The organism is Roseomonas aerilata DSM 19363, from assembly GCF_000711725.1.
GTDB classification, from domain to species: Bacteria; Pseudomonadota; Alphaproteobacteria; order Acetobacterales; family Acetobacteraceae; genus Roseomonas; species Roseomonas aerilata.
In genome coordinates, this window is sequence record NZ_JONP01000005.1 from 210870 (window position 1) to 226970 (window position 16101).

The 16101-nt window shown below is 73.0% G+C and carries 15 protein-coding genes; 7 read left to right on the plus strand and 8 right to left on the minus strand.

The window, feature by feature from the left end; translation table 11 throughout:
- The first annotated feature begins 173 nt into the window (after positions 1-173).
- Positions 174-1517, plus strand: coding sequence for a glutamate--cysteine ligase (locus BO39_RS08050; RefSeq protein WP_043831764.1), 1344 nt, complete (start codon positions 174-176; stop codon positions 1515-1517).
- Between the two features lie 73 nt (positions 1518-1590).
- Entirely contained in the window at positions 1591-1944 is a 354-nt protein-coding gene (locus BO39_RS08055) for a hypothetical protein (protein WP_043831765.1), read from the plus strand.
- Between the two features lie 63 nt (positions 1945-2007).
- Here the strand turns inward: BO39_RS08055 and BO39_RS08060 are convergent, their stop codons facing one another.
- From BO39_RS08060 to BO39_RS08080, 5 genes are read right to left on the minus strand one after another with little or no spacing between them, the layout of a single operon-like run.
- Entirely contained in the window at positions 2008-2466 is a 459-nt protein-coding gene (locus tag BO39_RS08060; RefSeq protein WP_043831766.1) for a GNAT family N-acetyltransferase, read from the minus strand.
- Complete coding sequence (locus tag BO39_RS08065; RefSeq protein WP_156963577.1) at positions 2463-3182, minus strand: TSUP family transporter; 720 nt, start codon at positions 3180-3182, stop codon at positions 2463-2465. The genes BO39_RS08060 and BO39_RS08065 overlap by 4 nt, the downstream gene beginning before the upstream one ends.
- 15 nt (positions 3183-3197) lie before the next feature.
- On the minus strand, positions 3198-4634 hold the full coding sequence (gene tldD / locus BO39_RS08070) for a metalloprotease TldD (RefSeq protein WP_043831768.1): 1437 nt from the start codon (positions 4632-4634) through the stop codon (positions 3198-3200).
- Complete coding sequence (locus BO39_RS08075; protein WP_043831769.1) at positions 4631-6868, minus strand: sensor histidine kinase; 2238 nt, start codon at positions 6866-6868, stop codon at positions 4631-4633. Before BO39_RS08075 ends, tldD begins: the two co-directional genes overlap by 4 nt.
- On the minus strand, positions 6865-7950 hold the full coding sequence (locus BO39_RS08080; protein WP_052401793.1) for a COX15/CtaA family protein: 1086 nt from the start codon (positions 7948-7950) through the stop codon (positions 6865-6867). Before BO39_RS08080 ends, BO39_RS08075 begins: the two co-directional genes overlap by 4 nt.
- 297 nt (positions 7951-8247) lie before the next feature.
- Between BO39_RS08080 and BO39_RS08085 the strand changes: the two genes are divergently transcribed.
- From BO39_RS08085 to BO39_RS08095, 3 genes are all read left to right on the plus strand, one after another.
- Complete coding sequence (locus BO39_RS08085) at positions 8248-9000, plus strand: glycosyltransferase family 2 protein (RefSeq protein ID WP_043831957.1); 753 nt, start codon at positions 8248-8250, stop codon at positions 8998-9000.
- Complete coding sequence (locus BO39_RS08090; protein ID WP_043831958.1) at positions 8997-9686, plus strand: TVP38/TMEM64 family protein; 690 nt, start codon at positions 8997-8999, stop codon at positions 9684-9686. Before BO39_RS08085 ends, BO39_RS08090 begins: the two co-directional genes overlap by 4 nt.
- 200 nt (positions 9687-9886) lie before the next feature.
- Positions 9887-10618, plus strand: coding sequence for a hypothetical protein (locus BO39_RS08095; RefSeq protein ID WP_043831770.1), 732 nt, complete (start codon positions 9887-9889; stop codon positions 10616-10618).
- Positions 10619-10652: 34 nt separating this feature from the next.
- Here BO39_RS08095 and BO39_RS08100 read toward each other — a convergent pair whose 3' ends face one another.
- Positions 10653-11288, minus strand: a complete 636-nt coding sequence (locus tag BO39_RS08100; RefSeq protein WP_052401794.1) for a hypothetical protein — start codon at positions 11286-11288, stop codon at positions 10653-10655.
- A gap of 75 nt (positions 11289-11363) precedes the next feature.
- On the opposite strand from BO39_RS08100, the gene BO39_RS08105 reads away from it, so the two are divergent.
- A complete protein-coding gene (locus BO39_RS08105) occupies positions 11364-12194 on the plus strand; it encodes an aldo/keto reductase (RefSeq protein ID WP_043831771.1) in 831 nt (276 codons plus the stop codon).
- Positions 12195-12206: 12 nt separating this feature from the next.
- Here BO39_RS08105 and BO39_RS29750 read toward each other — a convergent pair whose 3' ends face one another.
- Complete coding sequence (locus BO39_RS29750; protein WP_169742740.1) at positions 12207-12611, minus strand: response regulator; 405 nt, start codon at positions 12609-12611, stop codon at positions 12207-12209.
- Between the two features lie 139 nt (positions 12612-12750).
- On the opposite strand from BO39_RS29750, the gene BO39_RS08115 reads away from it, so the two are divergent.
- Complete coding sequence (locus BO39_RS08115) at positions 12751-13557, plus strand: aspartate dehydrogenase (protein ID WP_043831772.1); 807 nt, start codon at positions 12751-12753, stop codon at positions 13555-13557.
- A gap of 286 nt (positions 13558-13843) precedes the next feature.
- On the opposite strand, the gene BO39_RS08120 is transcribed toward BO39_RS08115, so the two are convergent.
- The gene (locus tag BO39_RS08120) at positions 13844-15961 is read right to left on the minus strand and encodes a lytic transglycosylase domain-containing protein (RefSeq protein ID WP_245615032.1); all 2118 of its coding nucleotides are present in this window, start codon (positions 15959-15961) and stop codon (positions 13844-13846) included.
- Positions 15962-16101: the final 140 nt, after the last annotated feature.

A 16101-nucleotide genomic window follows, 5' to 3' on the forward strand; every position in this document is an offset into this window, starting at 1 on the left:
ACTTGACGCCCCGCCGCCGCATCCCTTTGTTGCGGGGAACGGCCTCGGCTCCCGAATCCCAGGGCGGGAATGCCCAGGGCCAGAATTCAGGAGCGGGGCGGCGGTCTCGGCGCTGGGATGGTCCAGGCGGCCCGTGGCAACCTGGCCCACCTGATGGACGAGCAGAACGCAGAATGTCGAACCCTGGCGAGGCCGATCTCACGCCCATCGAATCAGCGCGTGACCTGGCCGGCTGGTTCGCCGCCGGCAGCAAGCCCCGCACGGCCTGGCGGGTCGGCACCGAGCACGAGAAGATCGGCTTCCACCGCGAGACCTTTCTCCCCCCCGCCTACGAGCCCGCTGGCATCGCTGCCCTGCTGGAAGGCCTGACCGCGCGGGGCTGGGAGCGGATCGACGACGGGGGCAAGATCATCGGTCTCAAGCGCGGCGAGGCGAGCGTCAGCCTTGAGCCCGGCGGCCAGTTCGAGCTCTCCGGCGCGCCCGTGGCGACCATCCAGGAGACCGAGTCCGAACTGGCCGACCACCTGCGCGACCTGCGCGAGGTGGCAGCGCCGCTCGGCATCGGCTTCGCCGGCATCGGCTTCCACCCCATGGCCACGCGCGACGCCATGCCCTGGATGCCCAAGACCCGCTACGCGATCATGCGGAACTACATGCCGCGCGTGGGCGACATGGGCCTCGACATGATGCTCCGCACCGCGACCGTGCAGGCCAACCTCGACTTCGGGGACGAGGCGGACATGGTGCAGAAGCTCCGCGTCTCTCTCGCCCTCCAGCCGCTGGCCACCGCGCTTTTCGCCAACTCCCCCTTCCGGGAGGGCGAGGCGACCGAGTACCGCACGCTGCGTGGCCAGGTCTGGACCCGTACCGACCCCGACCGCACGGGCATCCCCGCCGTCGCCTTCGAGGACGGCTTCGGCTTCGAGCGCTTCGCCGACCACGTGCTCGACGTGCCCATGTACTTCGTCATGCGCGACGGCCGCTTCGTGGACGCGACGGGCACCACCTTCCGCGACTTTATGGCGAAGGGCCTGCCCTCCGACCCCTCCGTGCGCGCCACCATGGGCGACTGGGCGGACCACGTGACCACCGTCTTCACCGATGTCCGCCTCAAGCGCTTCCTCGAGATGCGCGGCGCCGACATGGGCTCGGCCGAGATGGTCCTCGCCCTTCCAGCCTTCTGGGTGGGCCTGCTCTACGACGACGCCGCGCTAAAGGCTGCCGCCAGCCTCGTGCGCCCCTGGTCCGTCGCCCAACTCCACGCGCTGCGCGCCGACGTGCCGATGCAGGCGCTCGATGCCGCGATCGGCAGCGTCCCGCTGAGCGAGGTGGCGCGCGACGTGCTCACCATCGCCCGCGAGGGCCTCCGCGCGCGCGGCCAGGGCGAGGAGCGCTTCCTCGAACCGCTGGAACGCATCGCCGCCTCCGGCGAGACCCAGGCCGACCACTGGCTGCGCCGCAACGCCGCCGAATGGGGCGGGGACGTGTCGCGCGTCTTCGGCGAGGCGGAACTCTGACGCACCCAGAGCCGCCATCCAGCCTCCGGGCGGGGTGAGCGGACAAGCCGGCTTTCCGGTGCCAAGCTGCGGCATGCGCCCATCCGCCAGCACCATCGCCAACGGCATCGCCTGGGTCGGCATCTTTGCGCTGATCGCCGCCAGCCTGGGCATCGTGCTCGTCCTGGGCTTTCCAGGCGTGCTCATCCTGGGCCTGCTCACGGCACTGACCTGCACGCGGGCAGAACTCTCCGAGCGCACGCCCACCTGGGGCCAAGCCGTTTTCGAGGCGCAGGCCACCCGTGGCCGATCGCCCGAGGAACGCGCCGCAGCGGGCGAAGCCGCGGCACGCGGCAACTCGCCGCTGCGGTACTACCGCGCCTGCGGGCTCGTCCTCATCTTGGCGGGCTTGCTCGGAACGGCTTGGCAGATCTGGGGAATGGGCTGAGGGCAACCGGGCCGCCAAATCGACGGTACGACCTGCGGCTCAGGAGGCTTGGATGACGGCAATTCAGGAAGAAGCGCTCAGCCGCCGCGCCATATAGACCCGCCGCAGCCCGCCCTCCTCCACGACGGCCGTCTCGATGAACCCTGCCCGCGCGTAGATCGCCCGGTTCCGCACCATCCGTTCGTTCGTCAGCAGCCGCAGCTCGTTCAGGCCCAGCCGCCGCGCCTCGGCTTCGGCAAAGGCGAGGAGCTGTTGGCCGATCCCCTGGCCATGCATCGCCGGCTCCACCGCCAGGTCGTCGATCCAGAGGTGGTCCGCCCGCGCCTCGATCACCGCGAGGGCGACGATGGTTCCATCCCGCTCCAGCACATGCGCCTGCCCCTGGGCGATGCGGGCCGCGAAGTCGTCGTCCATCGGTGCGGGCCGCCGCCCTAGCAGCGGCACGTAGGGCGCATAGGCCCGTTGCACCAGCGCATGGACGGCCTCCGCCTCCTGCGGGCGCGCGGGGCGCAGGCCCCTCATCCCGCGACCACCAGCAGGCCGCCGGTGACGAGCGCCAGACCGAGGATGCCGGCGCGCAGGCGCGGCCCGACCAGCCAGCGCTGCGCCGGGCCCGAGAGGGCCGCGCCGAGAGCGAGGCCGGGCAGGAGGAGAAGCGCGAGCAGCGGCGTGCCCCAGTCCGCCCGCCCCGCCGGCACGGCCATGAGGAGAAGCGTGCCCTGGGCAATGAGCCAGAACAGCCCGAGGAAGCCCCGCGCCGCCTCGGGCCGCAGCCGCGACACGGCGAGGCCGACGAGCGGCCCGTGCACCGCCGCCAGCCCGCCCATGACGCCCGAGACGAGCCCGGCCAGCGCCAGTACGCGCCCCCGCGGCGCCACCTGCGGGGCGAGAAGGGTCAGCGCCGCGGCCGCAAGGATCACCACCCCGCATCCCCGGCGCGAGGCAAGTCCCGGCCAGGCGACGGCCAGCGCCATGCCGATCCCCGTGCCCAGCACGACGCCCGCGACGGCCGGCAGCAGCAGCCCCGGCGGCACGGAGCCCGCGTTGGACCGCCACTGGCCGAACAGCAGCACCATCATCGCCGCCGAGAAGGCCGCCGGCACGAGACGCGGCTCGATCGCCAGCAGCAGGGGCGCCCCGACGAGCGCGGCGCCCACGCCGGCCGCCAGCTGCACGATGCTCGCCGCCGCCATGACGAGCGTGACGAGAGCAAACTGAGCGAGATCCAGGCCGGGCACCGCGCCGGCCCGCGATCAGACCGCCGTGCCGCCGACCGTCAGCCCGCGCATCTTCAGCGTGGGCTGCCCGACGCCCACGGGCACGCCCTGGCCCTGCTTGCCGCAGGTGCCGATGCCCGCGTCCAGTGCCATGTCGTTGCCGATCATGGAGACCTGCGTCAGCGCGCTCGGCCCGTCGCCGATCAGCGTCGCGCCCTTCACCGGCGCGCCGATCCTGCCGTCCTCGATCATGTAGGCCTCGGAGGCGGAGAAGACGAACTTGCCGGACGTGATGTCCACCTGCCCGCCACCGAAGTTCACGGCATAGAGGCCGCGCTTCACGCTGCGGATGATCTCCTCCGGCGCGTGCTCGCCGCCCAGCATAACCGTGTTCGTCATGCGCGGCATCGGCGCGTGCGCGTGGCTCTGCCGCCGCCCGTTGCCGGTGGGGGCAACCCCCATCAGCCGCGCGTTCTGCCGGTCCTGGATGAAGCCGGTGAGGATGCCGTCCTCGATCATCACCGTGCGGCTCGTCGGCGTGCCCTCGTCGTCCACGGTCAGCGAGCCGCGGCGGTCGGGGATGGTGCCGTCATCGATCACCGTCACGCCCTTGGAGGCCACGCGCTGGCCCATCAGCCCCGCGAAGGCCGAGGTGCCCTTGCGGTTGAAGTCGCCCTCCAGCCCGTGCCCGATCGCCTCGTGCAGCAGGATACCCGGCCAGCCCGGGCCGAGCACCACCTCCATCTCCCCGGCCGGGGCGGGCACGCTGCCGAGGTTTAGCACCGCCCCGCGCAGCGCCTCGTCCACCGCCGCCTTCCAGGAATCGGCGCCGAGCACGCGGTCATAGGCGAAGCGCCCGCCCATCCCGTAGCTGCCGGTTTCCCGCCGCCCGTCGGCCTCCACCACGACGGAGACGTTCAGCCGCACGAGCGGGCGCAGGTCCGCCACCTCCCGCCCGTCGCCCCGCAGGATCCGCACCGCCTGCCATTCGCCGTAGAGGGAGGCCATCACCTGCACCACGCGCGGGTCGCGCGCGCGGGCGAAGGCATCGATCTCGGCCAGCAGCGCGGCCTTGGCGGCGAAATCCATCGCGTGCAGCGGGTTGGCGGGGTCGTAGAGCCGGGCATTGGTCGCGCGCGGCGGCTCGGCCACGCGGATGGCGCCATCGCCGGGCAGGCCGCGCACGGCGGCGGCCGCGCGCTTCAGGGCGGGGGCTGTGACCTCGCCCGCATGGGCATAGGCGGCGGCCGCGCCCCGCACGGCGCGCAGGCCGAAGCCGCGCTGCGTGTCGAAGGTGGCGGAGCGGATGCGTCCATCTTCCAGGCTCAGCATCTCGCTCTCCCGGTATTCGAGGAACAGCTCTCCGTCCTCTGCGCCCGAAAGCGCGTCGGCGGTCACGCGCGCGGCCTCCCCGGCGTCGAGTTCGCGGAAGAACAGGCGCGCGGTGGCGTCGAGCGGTGTGTCGTTGCTCATGTGGTTGCCTCATCGGCCGGCGGCACAGCCAGCGTCACGGTGGTGCCCTGCCCAGGCGTGCTGTCGAGGGTCAGGTCGATCCCCATCGCCCCCGTCAGCGCGCGGGCGAGGTAGAGGCCGAGGCCGGAGCCGGCGTAGCGCCGGTCCAGCCCCGCCTCGAGCTGCGTGAAGGCCTCGAAGGCGCGGGGAATGTTCTCGGGCGCCATGCCGATGCCCGTATCGGCGAGGGTGATCAGGCTGCCGCCCCCATCGGCGGGCGATGCGGACAGCGTCACCCGCCCGCCCGCGGGGGTGAACTTCACGGCATTGGAAAGCAGCGCGTCGAGCACCTGCCGCAGCCGCGCGGCATCCCCGCGCATCGATGGCAGCCCTTCCGGCACGTCGAGGCAAAGGTCGATCCCCGCCTCCTTCACCGCCTTGCGCCGGGCAAGGGCGGCGGCGCGCAGGATCGGCGCGGGGTCGAAGACCGCCTCGCGCAGGAAGAGCGTGCCGGCTTCGATCCGCGTTGCCTCCAGCAGCCCGTCCACCAGGTTCAGAAGCTGCTGCCCCGCGGCCAGGACCTCGGCGGCGTGCGCGCGGATCAGTTCCGGCCGGCTCTCCTCGAGGATCGCCTCGGAGAAGCCGATCACCACGTGGAGCGGCGTGCGCAATTCATGCGTCATCGTGGCCAGGAAGCCCGATTTCGTGCGGGAGGCCGCCTCGGCCGCATCGCGCGCGGCCTCCAGCTCGGCCCGCACGCGCCGCTCCTCCGTCACGTCGCGATAGGTGCGGATGAAGCCACCATCGGGGGTGAGGTCGGTGCGCACCTCCAGCAGCGTACCGTCCGGCCGGCGGCGGACGTAGCGGTTGCGCGTCTCCAGCAGCCGTTCGCCGCGGGATTCGACGAAGGTCTGCGCGTCCTTCGCGTCCAGGCCGAACTCCTTTGCCGCCATCTGCAGGGCGCGAAGCTCCAGCAGGTTCCGACCGGGCTTCATCTGCTCCTCGGTCAGCCCCGCCATCTGCGCGGCGAGCGCGTTGGCCGCGATCAGGTTGGCCTGGGCGTCGAAGAGGGCGATCCCGGCGGGCTGGTTATCCAGCATGGCGCGCAGCGTCGCCGCGCGGCGCTCGGCCTGCTCCTCGGCATGGGTCAGGGCGGTGACGTCGGTCATCACCACCACCTGCCCGCCGTCCGGCAGCGGCACTATGCGGACCGTCATGATGGTGCCGTTGGGCCGGAAGCGCCTGCGCTCGGTCAGCTCGGACGGCAGTGGCCGGTCCTCGACGAGGAAGGGCGGCACGTCCCGGCCGTCGGGGCCGTACTCGCCCTGCGCGATCCGCCGCGCCGCGATGTCGCGCATGTGCTCGCCGACCGTGACCTCCGATCCCGCCATGATGGACTGATAGGCGTCGTTCACCATGCGCACGCGCTTGTCGGGCCCGTAGACGAGGACGCCGTGCGGCAGGGCGGAGAGCACGCCGTCGAGCAGCTTCGCGCGGTCCTGCGCCTCCTGCTCGGCTTGGCGAAGGGCGGTGACGTCGCCGACCTCGGTGAGCACGCCGCCCCCTGGGACGGGGCGCGCGCGGAGCCAAAGGGTGGAGCCGTCCGGCCGCTCCCGCCGGAACACGGTCGTGCCCTTCACCCCCATGAGGGTGAGATTGGCCACGTCCTCCGGCGCCATGCGGTCCAGTTCGCCCGCCTGGCGCAGCCGCTCGAACAGCTCGGTGCGCTTCATGCCGAGCCGGACGCCCCCGGGCCCCGCGCCGATCAGGCGCTCATAGGCCCGGTTGAAATAGGTCAGCCGCGCGGCGTCATCGGTGACCGAGATGCCGGTGTCGAGCCGCTCAAGAATCGCCTCCAGCAGCGCCGCGTGCTCCACCGCCTCCGATTCGGAGCGGCGGACGCCCGTGATGTCCACGGAGAGGGTCACCGATCCGCCGCCCGGCAACGGCGTGCTCATCACCTCGTGCCAGCGCCCGCCGACGCTCCGTACGAGCTGGCGATGCGGTCGCGCATGGTGAAGGAGGGGAGGGGCCACTCCGCCCTCAGGGCCGAAATGTCCGGCCTTCGCGAGCCGCGCGGTCACTTCGGCGGCGGGGGTGCCGGGGGGGAGGGGTTCCGCGCCCAGTCCGGCCTGAGCCCAGAAGCCGGAATTGGCGTACTGAAGCAGTCCCGCGCCGTCGAAGATCGCTGCGCCCGCGGGCAGGACCTCGAGCACGGCCCGAAGAGGGAAGTCGTCGGGAGGGGAGGCCTTCACTCCCCGCGGTCCGGGCGTGGCCTTCGCAGGCCGTGCAGGAGGATGAGGGCGCCCGCCAGGACGCCCACCGCGACCGTCTGGTGCAGCGTGCCCAGCCAGACCGGCACGAAGTTCAGCAGCGTCGCGACCCCCAGGCCGTACTGCAGCATGACCACCCCTGCGAAGCCGACCGCCGCGTGCCGGGCCCAGCCCGCCGGCAGCCGCCGCAGCGCCAGCCCCGCCAGCACGAGGGAGACGAGGCCCGCGAGGCTCGCCAGCAGGCGGTGGTTGAACTGCACCGCCGCGACGTTCTCCACGAGGTTGCGCGCGAAGGGGGTCAGCGCGCCATAGCCTTCCGGTACCAGCCGCCCGCCCATTAGCGGGAAGGTGTTGTAGTCGAGGCCAGCGCGGATGCCCGCGACGAAGCCGCCCGCCAGCATGGCCAGCACCACGAGCCCCGCCGCCGCATGGGCCAGCGGCCGCAGCGGCGTGGCCTCCGCCGGCGCGTCCCGGCGCGGGTGAAGCAGCGACAGCGCGGTCCGGAGCAGCGCGCCGAAGAGGAACAGCGCGAGGCCGAGATGGATCACCAGCCGCCAGGGCGACACGGCCGTGCGATCCGCCTCGAAGCCGGAGGCGACCATGAACCAGCCCACTGCCCCCTGCAGCCCGCCGAGCGCGAGAAGCACCAGCAGCCGCCGCCCGTAGCCCCGCGGGATGCCCCCGCGCAGCCAGAACCAGACGAGGCCCGCCGCGTAGACGAGACCGATCAGCCGCCCCCAGAGCCGGTGCGTCCACTCGAGCCAGAAGATGCCCTTGAAGCCCTCCAGCCCAAAGCCGCGGTTCACCAGCTCGTACTGCGGGATGGTGCGGTAAAGCTCGTAGAGCCGGTTCCACTCCGCCTCGTTCAGCGGCGGCAGGGTGCCTCGGAGGGGCGCCCATTCCATAATCGAGAGACCCGAGCCCGTGAGGCGTGTCGCACCACCGAGCGCCACCATCACCCAGACCATCGCGGCCACCACCAGCAGCCAGGTCGCCACGGCGCGTGAGCGGCCATCGGGCGCGGCCGCGGTGCTGAGATAAGGTGCATGAGCGTCGAAGGGCATGATGTCCGGCAAATGGGGTGGCCAACAGATTACTGCACCCCGAAGAAGTACGCACGGCCATGCGGGGCAAGGGTGCCCCGAGACGCCTCGGTCTCCGAAACGGTCTGCTTGTCCCCGAAAAGCCCTTGGGAGCTGCCGCGCTGGACGCGCCCCCGGCCCCCTGCTACCCCCCGCCGCCGGATGTCCCTGCCTCCCTCCCTGCCCGGCAGCCGGGCTTCCGGCCCCTCCGAGACCGCGCTCCCCGGACCGCCGGCCGGGCCCGGCCGGCGCGGCGAGTGGCCCGGTTCCGCGCGCGCGATCGGCCCCGAGATCAGCCCCGAGATCAGCGTCGTCGTACCCGTGCGGAACGAGGCCCCCAACATCGCGCCGCTCGTCGCCGAGATTTCCGCGGCCCTCTCGGGCGTGCCGCACGAGATCGTCTATGTGGACGACGGCTCCACCGACGGCACTGCCGAGGCCGTGCGCGAGGCCGCCTGCTCCGCGCCGGTGCGGCTACTGCGCCACGCCACCTCCTGCGGGCAGTCGGCGGCCGTGGTCAGCGGCGTCCGCGCCGCCCGCGCCCCCTGGATCGCGACCCTCGACGGCGACGGTCAGAACGACCCGGCGGACATCCCCCGCCTTTGGGCCCGTGCCCGGGTGGAAGGGGAGGGAGCGCTCGTCGCGGGCTGGCGCAAGACCCGCAAGGATACGACGACGAAGCGCCTGACCAGCCGCATCGCCAACCGCGTGCGCGCCCGGCTGCTGGGTGACGCGACGCCCGATACCGGCTGCGGCCTGAAGGTCTTCGCGCGGGACCTGTTCCTGAGCCTCCCCCATTTCGACCACATGCACCGCTTCCTCCCGGCCCTCGTGCTGCGCGGCGGCGGGCGGGTCGTCAGCGAGCCCGTGGGGCACCGGCCGCGGGTCCGCGGCGTCTCCAACTACGGCACGCTGGACCGGCTCGCCGTGGGCATCGTGGACCTGCTGGGCATGATGTGGCTCCAGCGCCGGTGGAAACGCCCGCGCCTGCTGCCCGAGGACGCGCCCCGCGCGGGGGCGCCCGGCGCATGAGCACCGCGGCCACCCCGCGCCCTGCCATCGCGGCGGCCGGGCGGCTGGCGCTTCTGGCGCTGGGCCTCGGCTTCGCGGGCTGGATCATCCGCACCCTCGGCCTCGCGCCCGGCGGCGAGACCGGCACCGCCTGGGTGGACCACTGGATCCGCGGCCAGGGATTGCAGGGGGAGGCGGTCTTCCTCGCGGTGGGCGCGGCGGCGGCGGCGGCGGGGCTGCCTCGGCAGGGGGTCGCCTTCCTCGGCGGCTACGCCTTCGGCGCGCCGGTCGGCACGGGGCTGGCCCTGGTGGCGCAGGTTCTCGGCTGCGCGGCCTCCTTCGGCTGGGCGCGGCTGCTCGGGCGCGACTGGGCGGCGCGCCGGCTGGAGGGCCGCTTCGGCCGCCGCCTGCGGCCCCTGCACGACCGGCTGGTGGCCAGCCCCTTCGGCGCCACCCTCGCGCTGCGCCTGCTGCCGGTCGGAAACAACCTTGCCCTCAACCTCCTTGCGGGGCTCTCGGGCGTGCGGATGGCCCCCTTCGTCCTCGGCTCGGCAATCGGTTACCTGCCGCAGACCCTCGTCTTCGCGCTGCTCGGCAACGGGGTAGCGGTGGACCGCATGGCGCAACTCGTCCTCGGCGGGGCGCTCTTCCTCGTCTCCGTCGCGCTCGGCGCCTGGCTGCTGCGCCGCGAGCCGCCGGTCGCCTGAGGGACGGCGGCGAAGGTAAGCCCTCCCGACGAGGTTCCTACGGCCGCTCCAATGCTTTTTCGAAGCAGGACCATTCCCCTCTGATGCCGCAGGGCAACACGCGGCAGCACTCGCTCTCGTTTTCGTGATCTTCGCTGGGGTATGGGGCCTTCCTCGCTTATTCGAGGACACGATTCCGCCCTAATTGCCACGGTATCGACATGATCTCCCGGTTATCGGCGTTTCTGACCACCCTTTTCCTCGTCGCGGCCTTCCCGGAGCACAGTGCCGCCGCCTTCGAGGCCACTGCCGAAATCGGAACCGCGCAGCCTCGTGCGCCGAAGGCGATTTTTCCCTCGCCCCCGCTGCGGCTCGACTGGAACAGCCCCGACAAGGCGCTATGGGTCACGGGCGAGAGCCCGGCGCCTGCGTGGGACGCCGCCGGAAGCATCACCTCCGCCAGTGGATGGGGCTCGGCCGGATTGCGACACGAGACCTCTCGGGTCTGGGGTCTCGCCCTCACCAGCATGCCGCTGATCCGCTCCGCTGCCCTCTGGCGGGAGGGGGAGGCAAGGTCCCGCCAGGCCATCGGGGCGGCCCTGGTCGAGGAGCTCAGCCTCGCGCTCCCCGGCGGCCCCCGGCTGCGTGCCAAGGCCGGGATCGGACAGCGGGCGGGCCTGGCCGATCCCGGAGGGCGGGGCACCGCGCCCGGTCTGGCCTTCAGGGCGGAGGCGGGCCTCTCCACCAGCCTCGGCTTTCTCGGCCGGGCCGGAACTCGCCTTGACCTCCAGATCGTCTCGCTCAAGGGGCTCGGCGGAGCCGGCGGGCAGGCCACCTGCGAGGTAAAGCTCGAACTCGCCGCTGAGCGCGCGCTGCCGTTGCGCCTTGGCGGTTCCTGCCCCGGGGCCCCGGGCGCGGCGCACGTCACCCTCGGCATCGGCGGCTGGTTCTAGGGCGGCCCACCCGGGACGGAGCGAGCCGCCGGCCTTACCGCCAGCCGGGTGCGCCCAGCAGGCCCATCAGCCGCTCCAGCAGATCGAACAACCCGGAAGGGGCGGCTGGCGGCGCGCTGCCCTCGGGCTGGCGGGCACGGAAGCGGGCCAGCGCGGCTGGGGTGTCGGAAAGCCGGAGTTCCACCGGCTCCACCATCGCCTGGGCCTCGGGCACCAGCATCCCACCGACCCGCACCAGCACGCGGTCCGCTCCGGGCAACTCCGCCGCGGCTCGGGCCAGGTCCGCCTCGCGCGGCGCGCAGACAAGCGAGAACCCTTCCAGCGCGCAGGGCAGTTCGAAGAGCCGGTTGGGCGGGAAGCGCAACTGCACCGTGCCGGCCAGAGCCAGCGCCCCGCGCGCCGCTCCCTCCAGCGAGAGGTCGCGCGCCGCCACCACCGGCACCAGCCGCCCGCCGCGCTCCGCGACCTCCAGCACGAGGGGCGCGAGGCCGGGCGCAGCGGGCTGCACCGGCCGGTTGTGCATCATCCGGCACTCCGCGCGGTCCGTCATGCGGTCGAGCCGGCAGGAGAGCAGCCAGGGCCCGAAGCTCTCGGTACCGGCGACCGGCGGCACCCCCTGCGCAAGGGCGGGCCCCACGGCGAGGAGGAAGAGGGCGAAAAGGCGGTGCATGACTCCACATTTGCACAGCAGCCGCGACGCCGCTTCCCGCGATCACGTGACCGACGAACCCCCGGAGACTCCCGCATGCGCCAGATCCGCTTTCCCGACGGCAAGGAGGTGCCCGCCCTCGGCCAGGGCACCTGGCACATGGGCGAGCGCGGCGCCGATCGCCGGGCCGAAGCCGACGCGCTGCGCCTCGGTCTCGACCTCGGCCTGACGCTGATCGACACGGCCGAGATGTACGCCGATGGCGGCGCGGAGGAGGTGGTGCGCGAAGCGCTCGCGGGCCGGCGTGACGAAGCCTTCGTCGTCAGCAAGGTCTATCCGCAGAACGCCTCCCGCGCGCGCATGGCGAAGGCCTGCGAGGCCAGCCTGCGCCGCCTGGGGATGGAGACGATCGACCTCTACCTCCTCCACTGGCGCGGCGGCGTGCCGCTCGCCGAGACGGTGGAGGCGTTCGAGGCCCTGATCCGCGCCGGCAAGATCCGCCGTTGGGGCGTCTCCAACCTCGACCTGGACGACCTTGAGGAACTCGGCGCCGCGCTGCCGGACTGCGCAACCGACCAGGTCCTGTACAACCTCGAGGCGCGGGGCCCGGAATACGACCTTCTTCCCTTCTGCACAGAGAAGGGAATACCGGTCATGGCCTACTCGCCGGTGGGGCAGGGAGGACGGCTGCTGCGCAACCCGGCGCTGCTGAAGGTCGCGGCTCGGCACGGCACCGGGGCGGCCGCGGTCGCCCTGGCCTTCGTGCTGCGCCGGGAGGGCGTGATCGCCATTCCCAAGGCCGGCGACCCCGCGCATGTCCGCGAGAATGCGGCCGCCGCCGCCATATCGCTCTCGGAGGAGGACCTGCGCGACCTCGACGCCGCCTTCCCGCCGCCGCGGCGCAAGACCGCGCTCGCGATGCTCTGACGGCTGGCGTGGCTACTGGACGCCGTGCTCCGTGCCGGGCGGGTTCACCCCGAGGCTCCGCATGGCGTCCACCAGCTCCCGCGTGCGGAAGGGCTTGCGGAGGAAACGCTCCTTCGGCCCGAACTCCCGCCCGTTCCCATGCGCCGGCCGGCCGGTGAGATAGATCACCGGCAGGTTGGGATGCTGCTCCTGCGCCAGGCGCGCGGCCTCGAAGCCGGACGGGCCGGGACCAAGGTCGATATCCGTCAGCAGCAGGCTGCAGCCTGCGCTGGAGGCAATCTGCTCCAGCGCATCGTCGGCCGTGGTGGCCGGCCGAACGGCAAAGCCTTCCGCCTCGATGATGTCTGTCAGGACATCCCGCACGAGGTCGTCGTCTTCCAGCACCACCACGTCGAAGTTCGGCCCGGGCAAGTTCATGAAATCCTCCGCACGCATAACGCGGAGAAGCGAGGAATGTTCGGTAACGAAGGGTTGGAAGGCGATGACAGGAGCGGTTCGGGTTGCGGCCGCGGGCGAAGCGGGCTCTTGTCGCACCAGGTGAGATAGAGGGATTCAGATGAGCAGAGGGGCACCGTTGCGCGTCGCCGTGGCCGGACTGGGCGCGGTGGGAACGGCGGTCGTCGCCGCGCTGGAAGCGGGACTGCCTGGCTGCGTGCTCGCCGCCGTCTCCGCGCGCGACCTCGGCGCCGCCCGCGCCCGCCTGGCCGCGGATGTGCCCGTCGTGCCGCTGGAGGATCTGGAACCCCTGGCGGACATCGTGGTGGAAGCCGCGCCAGCCGCGCTCCTCCCGGCCATTGCGGAGCCATTCCTGCGCGCCGGCAAGGGCGTGGTCGTGCTCAGCGCCGGCGCGCTGCTGCGGGCCGGGCACCTGATTGACCTTGCGCGCGAGTACGGCGGGCAGATCACCGTGCCCACCGGCGCGCTGCTTGGCCTCGACGCCGTGGCCGCCGCGGCCGAAGGGGTGATCCACTCCGTGCGGATGGTGACGCGAAAGCCCGTGCGTGGCCTGCTCGGCGCGCCCTACCTCGTCGAGAACAAGATCGCGATCGAGGAAATCACGGAGCCCCTGCGCGTCTTCAAGGGCACCCCGCGCGAGGCCGCGATCGGCTTTCCCGCCAACCTCAACGTCGCCGTGGCCCTCTCCCTCGCCGGCATCGGGCCAGACCGGACCGAACTCGAGATCTGGGCGGACCCGGCGCTCACCCGCAATACCCACCGCATCGAGGTGGAGGCGGACTCGGCCAGCTTCTCCATGTCGATCGAGAATATCCCGAGCGAGAACCCCAAGACCGGCCGCATCACCGCCCTCTCGGTCCTCGCCTGCCTGCGCCGGATGAGGGCACCGCTGCGCGTCGGTACCTGAGGCCGGTTCTGGCGGCCGCCAGAGAAGGCTCCGTCCTCTCCGGCACCTCACCCGCCAAGGGCCTGAGGCCTTTGGATCCCCGCCTGGCTATCGCGGGTGCGATGATCGGGGGCGGTATTCTTGAGCGCCCTTCCTGGGCATGCGGTCGCCTCGGGTCAGTGACCCGAGGCGCACCGGCCACGAAGACGTTCAAATTGACAGAAAAAGATGATGGTGAGAGGTCTGGGGAGAGGAAGAATTCTTTCTTTCCCTCCCCAGCGTCACCAGTCGAGAACGAAGCCCGCCCTCAGGAAGCCCGCCCGCGCGCGACCATCCGGGCCAGTTCGTCCACGCCGAGGAAGCGCGGCGCGCTGCCCGCTGCCAGGGCGTCGAGGCTCGGCGCGGGCAGGCCGAGGCGGCTGGCGTAGATCCAGGAATAGGCGAGCACGCGCTGCACGTAGGCGCGCGTCTCGTTGAAGGGGATGCTTTCCATGAACAGGAAGGGATCTTCCCGGTGCCCGTTGGCGGGCATCCAGCGCGAGAGATTGCCCGGTCCCGCATTGTAGGCCGCGAGGAGGCGAATGAGGTTTCCCTGCACGTTCTCCTGGCCGGAGAGCTGGAGGAGGTAGCGCTGCCCGAGCTCCAGGCTGTAGCCGGGGTCGTGCAGACGGCGGCTCCCACCGTCGCGCAGGGCCGCGTCGCCGGTGATGTAGGCAGCGGTGGCGGGCATCACCTGCATCAGCCCGCGCGCCCCGGCCGGGGAGACGGCGTCGGGGTCGAAGTTCGATTCCTGCCGCGCCAGCCCGTAGATCAGCGAGGGGTCGGCCCGCCAGCCGCCCTGCGGCTCCAGCCTCGGCACGGGGAAGCGAGCGTAGTCGCGCGGCCGCCCGTCCGCCGCCTGGGCCTGGGAGGCAAGCATCGTCGCCAGCTCGGTCATGCCCGAGCCCGTCGCTGCGGCCAGCATGCCGCGGGCGAGCGCCGGGTTGCCCTGCGCTACGGACCAGAGGCGGCGCAGCTCCGCCTCGGCGCGCGCCTTCTGGCCGATCTGGATGAGGGCGAGGGCGCGCCAGCCCCCGGCGGTCTCGGCCAGCGCGGCGGCCTCGGCTTCCCCGGCCACGTCGCTCTCCCAGGCGAAGCCAGGGGGCAGGCCGAGGGCGCGGCGCGCGACCAGCCCGTAGAAGGTGCGCGGCTCCTGCGAGGCCTGGAGCATCCAGGGCACGTAGCCCTGCGGCCGGCGGGAGCGGACGGCGGCGCGGGCGGTCCAGAAGGCGGCGGCGGAGCGCAGCACGGCCGGCGCCCTCTCGTTGCGCGCGGCCATCTCGAAGAAGGGCAGGGCGCCGTCGTGCTGCCCGAGCCCCCAGGCGGAGAGCCCGGCGAGATAGGCGGCCTGGGCTGGTGCCCCCGGCGCACGGGCGGCCATGGAGGCGACGCGGAAGGCCTCCGCATCCTTGCCGGAGGTGAAGAGGGCCTGCGCTACGTCAGTTTGGAGCGCCGCGGCATAGGACGGCGTCATGCCCCGCGTGCTCGCGATGTGCCGCAGCGCCTCCGCCACCTCGCCGCGGCCCGCCATGTCCCGCACCGTGCGGTCGAGAGCAGGGTTGCGCAGCATCGGCGTGCGAGCGGCGGTAGGCGGCTCACGCTCCTCGGGTGGCACCTCCTGGCCTGGGGCGGGCACCGTCTCGGCCGCGGGCTCGCCGGGCAGGGGGGGCACCTCCGCGCCACGCGGCAGGCGGGCGACCAACATCGTGTGCAGCCGCGGCGCGTCCGGGTAGTCCGCGTTTTCGGAGAGCCAAGCGCGCAGCTCGGCAGTACTCGGCTCCACTCCGCCGGGGCGCCAGCGGTCGGCCAGCACGTGGCCGATCAGGCGGCGGTCGTCCAGCCGCTCGGCCTCGCGCATGGCCTGGGCCATGTCGCCGCGCGCCTGCAGCTCGAAGATCCGCCGCAGCCGGGCCGCATCGGAAGGGGCGAGGGGCTGGGGCAGCCGCATGGGGGACGGCGGCTGGGCCGCGGCCGCGAGCGGCGTGCGCGCGAAGGAGAGGGCGATCTCCTGCGGCGTCTCCATCTGCCGCAGCCGCCCGGCGGGGCGGGTGAGCGGGATGGGCTCCGGCTCGTGCGGGATGACCTCGACAAGGCGGAGCGGCGGGCGGCCCCGCGTCTCTCGCTGCACGGTGCGGGCGGCGCGCGCCTTTGAACCGCGCGATGCCGGCTGGGCCATGGCCTGGGCACGGCCGTGCCGCGCCTTCCGGGGCGCCTCGGCGGCCGCATGGGCCTGGCGTCCGGCCGCGCGGGCGGGGCCTGGCCGCGGCGCGGCGGCGCGGGTCGCCCGCTGGTGATCGCGCGGCAGGACCTGCTCGCGGCGCGGATGGCTCTCCGATGCGCGATGCGGGGCGGCTTCGGCGAGTGGCGCGCACAGGGCGAACGCCATCACCAGGGCCAACCACGCCACGCGCCTTCGCCGGGGGGGACGGCGATCGAGCCCGGGGGGGGAAGCTCGCATGAGGACGCAGGCGTTAAGGGCTGGCGCCGGGCGGGGCAACCCGCGAGCGCGTGATGGCGGCCGCCCGC

What these genes read in the sequence shown, in the direction of transcription:
- BO39_RS08050 (WP_043831764.1), top strand. Translation starts at nt 174, where the DNA reads ATGTCGAACCCTGGCGAGGCCGATCTCACGCCCATCGAATCAGCGCGT.
- BO39_RS08055 (WP_043831765.1), top strand. Translation starts at nt 1,591, where the DNA reads ATGCGCCCATCCGCCAGCACCATCGCCAACGGCATCGCCTGGGTCGGC.
- BO39_RS08060 (WP_043831766.1), bottom strand. Translation starts at nt 2,466, where the DNA reads ATGAGGGGCCTGCGCCCCGCGCGCCCGCAGGAGGCGGAGGCCGTCCAT.
- tldD (WP_043831768.1), bottom strand. Translation starts at nt 4,634, where the DNA reads ATGAGCAACGACACACCGCTCGACGCCACCGCGCGCCTGTTCTTCCGC.
- BO39_RS08080 (WP_052401793.1), bottom strand. Translation starts at nt 7,950, where the DNA reads ATGCCCTTCGACGCTCATGCACCTTATCTCAGCACCGCGGCCGCGCCC.
- BO39_RS08090 (WP_043831958.1), top strand. Translation starts at nt 8,997, where the DNA reads ATGAGCACCGCGGCCACCCCGCGCCCTGCCATCGCGGCGGCCGGGCGG.
- BO39_RS08095 (WP_043831770.1), top strand. Translation starts at nt 9,887, where the DNA reads ATGATCTCCCGGTTATCGGCGTTTCTGACCACCCTTTTCCTCGTCGCG.
- BO39_RS08100 (WP_052401794.1), bottom strand. Translation starts at nt 11,288, where the DNA reads ATGCACCGCCTTTTCGCCCTCTTCCTCCTCGCCGTGGGGCCCGCCCTT.
- BO39_RS08105 (WP_043831771.1), top strand. Translation starts at nt 11,364, where the DNA reads ATGCGCCAGATCCGCTTTCCCGACGGCAAGGAGGTGCCCGCCCTCGGC.
- BO39_RS29750 (WP_169742740.1), bottom strand. Translation starts at nt 12,611, where the DNA reads ATGAACTTGCCCGGGCCGAACTTCGACGTGGTGGTGCTGGAAGACGAC.
- BO39_RS08115 (WP_043831772.1), top strand. Translation starts at nt 12,751, where the DNA reads ATGAGCAGAGGGGCACCGTTGCGCGTCGCCGTGGCCGGACTGGGCGCG.
- BO39_RS08120 (WP_245615032.1), bottom strand. Translation starts at nt 15,961, where the DNA reads ATGGCGTTCGCCCTGTGCGCGCCACTCGCCGAAGCCGCCCCGCATCGC.